We start from the raw sequence: 4,682 nt of genomic DNA, 5'->3' as shown, positions 1-4,682 counted from the left end.
TTAGGAATTGTAGAATTTATACATGCCATAAAAGAAAAAGTATTGCCTTCTTTTATAAAAAAAGCAGCAGTTATTATTGCAGCAGTGGTATTAAGCGTGGGTGCAAATGCACCTCGTTTAATGGCGATGAAAGAATATGCAGACCATTCTACTAGAGGTAAATCTGAGTTAACCATCAATGCAGATGGAAGTACAAAAAAAGCTACAAAAGGATTAGATAAAGCTTACATAACGCAATACAGTTATTCCAAATTAGAAACTTTTAATTTGTTTGTACCACGTTTTATGGGAGGTGGAACTGTAGAAGAACTTGGAAAAAATTCTAATTTATACGAAGCTATTGAAACAAAACTAGGAAAAAAGGGAGCTGATTACCTAACAGAACAATCTTTAACATATTGGGGAGATCAACCCATTATTGAAGCACCCGCATACATTGGAGCTGTATTTTTCTTTTTGTTCTTTTTAGGTTTTTTCTTGGTAAAAGGAAAGTTAAAACAATGGTTAGTGGCAGCTACTATATTTTCTATAATTTTAAGTTGGGGTCGAAACTTTGAAGTGGTTACCAACTTTTTCATTGATTATATTCCTTTGTACAATAAGTTTAGAGCAGTATCTTCTATACAAGTGATTGCAGAATTATGTGTACCAATTCTAGCAATTTTGGCTTTAAAAGCATTCTTTTCTAATCAAATAGCTAAAAAAGAAAAACAAGAAGCGCTTAAAAAAGCGGTTTATACTTTTGGTGGGTTGATTATTGCTGGTTTTTTATTAGCGCACATGATTGGTACTTTTGAAGGAATTAGAGACAATACTTATTTAAACTTTGAGAGTCAATACGGAATTACTAATGCAGTTGATGCAATTATTGCAGACAGAAAATCCATGTTGCTAACAGATACCATTCGTTCTTTAGTTTTGGTAATTATTGCTACTGGTTTATTATGGTATTTATTAAAAGAAAAATTAAGGCAAGTTCCAGTAATTTTAGGATTATTAGTTTTATTACTTTTCGATTTAATATCTATTAATAAGAACTATGTAAATGCAGACGATTTTAAATCGTCTAGAAAAATTGAAAAACCATTTGTAGCTACAAGTGCAGACAAAGCTATACAAAAAGATAAAGGGCATTTTAGAGTGTTAAACTTTGCTGTAGATCCTATGAATGATGGAAGTACTTCTTATTTCCATAATTCTATTGGTGGCTATCATGCAGCCAAATTAGGACGTTATAATGAGTTGTTTGAATATCAAATTGCTAAAAATAACATGCAGGTATTAAACATGTTAAACACCAAATATTTTATCATACCAGATAAAGAGGGCAATTTACAACCACAATTAAATACTGAAGCAAATGGCAATGCTTGGTTTGTAGATAATTTATTAATTGCTAAATCTGCCAATCAAGAAATAAAAGCTTTAGATTCTTTAGACACCAAAAAAACAGCTGTAATTTTAGAGAGCGATTATAACAAACTTAAAAGCCAAAACAATTTCTCTTTGCAAAAAGATACAACTGCAACCATCAATTTAGAAAAATACAGTTTAACCTCTTTGGCTTATAAAGCCCAAACTGAAAAACCACAATTTGCAGTGTTTTCAGAGATTTTTTATGAAGATGGTTGGAATGCTTACATAGATGATGCTCTTGTACCACATTACCAAGTAAATTATGTTTTACGGGGGATGAAAATTCCTGCAGGAGCGCATACAATTGAGTTTAAATTTGAGCCAAAGGTAATTCAGCAAGGCAAACTAATATCCCTTTCTTCTTACGGATTATTAATTCTAATTACATTAGGTTGGTGTTTTTACGAAGAAAAGAAGAAGCCTAAAAAATCATGAGAATAGGTATGATTTTAGATGCTGCTTTTCCACCTGATCCACGGGTAGAAAATGAAGCAATTTCTTTAGTAAAAAACGGACATGAAGTTTTTCTTTTTTGCTTAAAATATGAAAATGAAAAATCAACAGAGATTATTAATGGGATTCACGTTTGTAGATTTACATCAAATACTTTAGAATACAAGTTATCAGCCTTAGCCTATACAACTCCTTTGTATCATTTTTTAATGAAAAGGAAAATTACTAAATTCATTAAAAAAAACAATTTAGAAGCTTTACACATACATGATATTAGAATTGCAGAAGCTGTTTTTAACGCAAATAAAAACTATAATTTAGCCACGGTTTTAGACTTGCATGATAATATGCCAGAGGTAATGAAATTATATCCTCATTTGCAGAAATTTCCAGGAAAATATATTATTTCTCCAAAAAAATGGAAGCTAAAAGAAGAGGAATTTATACAAAAAGCAGACAAAGTAATCACAGTTTCTCCAGAGTTTTTAGAATCTTTAGCAGTAAGATTACCTAAAGAAAAAGATAGGTTGGTTTTAGTACCCAATACCATTAGAAAATCTTTTTTTGAAAAGTTTACAGTAAAGGAAACAATTTTAGAGAAGTATAAAAATAATTTTGTGCTTTTGTATCTGGGTGATACGCATTTAAGAAGAGGTTTACAAACAGCAATTGCTGCAGTAGCAGCTTTAAAAATTACCATACCAGAAATTAAGTTGGTTATTGTTGGAAAAAATACCACAGATACCATTTTAAAAAAGCAAGTTAGAGATTTAGAAATTGCAGATTATGTAGATTTTGAAGGTTGGCAAAATATATCTCTATTTCAGTCTTATATTTTGGCAAGTAGCGTTTGTATTTCTCCTTTGCACAGGAATTTACAGCATGATGTTGCGTATGCAAATAAAATTTTTCAATACATGAGCTTTGCAAAACCCTTATTGGTTAGCAATGCTACAGCACAAAAAAAACTAGTTGAAAAAGTAAATGCTGGCTTGGTGCATAGAGATAGAGATATAACAGATTTTACCAATAAAGTTTTAGAACTCTATAAAAATGAAAATTTAAGAAAAGTTCTGGGTAAAAACGGACAAGAATTTGTTCGAAATGAATTTTGTTGGGAAGAAACATCAAAAAAACTACTACATTTATACGATAACTTACAAGGTTGAAAGTATTAATAATAACATATTATTGGCCTCCAGCAGGTGGTTCTGGTGTACAACGTTGGCTAAAGTTTGTAAAATATTTACAATCTTTTGGCATAGAACCTATTGTTTATACAGTTGATAATGCCAAGTATCCCAAAGTTGATAAAAGTTTAATTGATGAAATTCCAGAGAACATAAAAATTTTAAAACAACCTATTTGGGAACCCTCAGACTTACTGTTTTGGAAAAATAAAAGCCTACAAAAAAAAGGTATTTCTAATAGTACAAATAGCGGTTTTCTATCTTTTGTAAGAGGGAATTTTTTTATACCAGATCCAAAAGTATTTTGGGTAAAAAAATCTGTAAATTTTTTACAAAGGTTTATAAATAATCATGAAGTTGATGTGATTATTTCTACAGGGCCTCCTCATAGTATTCATTTGATTGCTCAGAAAATTCATCAAAACAATACTATAAAATGGATTGCAGATTTTAGAGACCCTTGGACAGATTTATATTACAATAAAGAGTTTAAGCAATTAAACTTTGCAAAAAATAGAAATAGCAAGTTAGAAACTAACGTTTTAAAAAATGCAGATTGTGTGTTAACCGTTAGCAATCAACTAAAAAAAGAGTTTTCTAAAACTGCAAAAAACGTAAAAGTAATTACCAATGGTTTTGATGACGAGGTTTTATCTGAAAGTAATGTAATTTTAGATAAAAAATTTACCATTTCTTATATTGGTTTGTTACCAAAACAAAGCAATCCAAAGGTTTTGTTTAGCGTTTTAAATCAACTTTGTACAGAAAATAAAGATTTTAAAAAAGATCTACAACTAAATTTTATCGGAGACATTGCAGATGAGATACAACTTGAAATACAAAAAAATAATTTACTAGAAAATACGTCGTTTTTAGGCTATGTTTCTCATAAAAAAGCAATTGAGTTTCAGAAAAAAGCACAAGTTTTGTTATTGTTGATACCTAATGTTGAGCATAATAAAGGGATTTTAACAGGTAAATTATTTGAATATTTAACAGCAAAAAGGCCTATTTTAGCAATCGGGCCAGAAGATGGCGATTTAGCAACCATTTTAAAAGAGACAAAGGCCGGATCTATTTCAGATTTTAATCATCCAGAAAAATTAAAAGTAGCAATATTACAATTTTATCAACAATACAAAACAGAGGGTTTAAAAGTTTCCACTTTAGATATCAATCAATATCATAGAAAAGAATTAACGCAACAATTGGCGACAATCATTAAAAATTTATAAAGTAAATGGGTATTGTTTTAAAGCAGTCTTTTAGAAATACTATTATTATTTATGGAGCATTTTTGGTGGGTGGTATCAATACCATTGTTTTTTATCCTAGAATTTTAAAATCTGAATTTTATGGTATGGTAACCTTTTTGTTGTCTGCTTCTAATTTAGTCATGCCCTTAACTGCATTTGGAATTCAATATACTATTGTAAAGTTTTTTTCGTCTTACAATACAAAAGAAGAAAAAGACAAGTTTTTATCTTCAGTAATATTTTTGCCTTTATTTATCGCGCTACCACTCGGTTTTATGTGGGATTATGCTCATGATTGGATTATGAGTAGAGTTACCAAAGAAAATGAAATTATAGAAAGCTATACTTTTTCTATTTACTTAATTGC

General features: G+C 29.7%; 3 protein-coding genes and 1 pseudogene. All 4 read left to right on the top strand.

What is annotated here, in order from left to right; translation table 11 throughout:
• Positions 1-1,851: YfhO family protein (locus ACTG3S_RS10985; protein WP_439129402.1), on the top strand; the 1,851-nt coding region annotated here is incomplete at its 5' end.
• Entirely contained in the window at positions 1,848-3,038 is a 1,191-nt protein-coding gene (locus ACTG3S_RS10980) for a glycosyltransferase family 4 protein (protein WP_439129401.1), read from the top strand. The genes ACTG3S_RS10985 and ACTG3S_RS10980, both read left to right, overlap by 4 nt.
• Entirely contained in the window at positions 3,035-4,294 is a 1,260-nt protein-coding gene (locus ACTG3S_RS10975; protein WP_439129400.1) for a glycosyltransferase family 4 protein, read from the top strand. The genes ACTG3S_RS10980 and ACTG3S_RS10975 overlap by 4 nt, the downstream gene beginning before the upstream one ends.
• A 5-nt stretch (positions 4,295-4,299) precedes the next feature.
• Positions 4,300-4,682, top strand: a pseudogene (locus ACTG3S_RS10970) (lipopolysaccharide biosynthesis protein); the annotation flags it as partial.

It is taken from the genome of Polaribacter sp. (assembly GCF_965656025.1).
Classification (GTDB): Bacteria; Bacteroidota; Bacteroidia; order Flavobacteriales; family Flavobacteriaceae; genus Polaribacter.
The sequence above is the reverse complement of the archived record's forward strand: the minus strand, read 5'-3'. Positions and strand labels throughout refer to the sequence as shown.

Bases quoted from the DNA above. Each gene is read 5' to 3' on its own strand.
- ACTG3S_RS10980 (WP_439129401.1), top strand. From the start codon at position 1,848: ATGAGAATAGGTATGATTTTAGATGCTGCTTTTCCACCTGATCCACGG.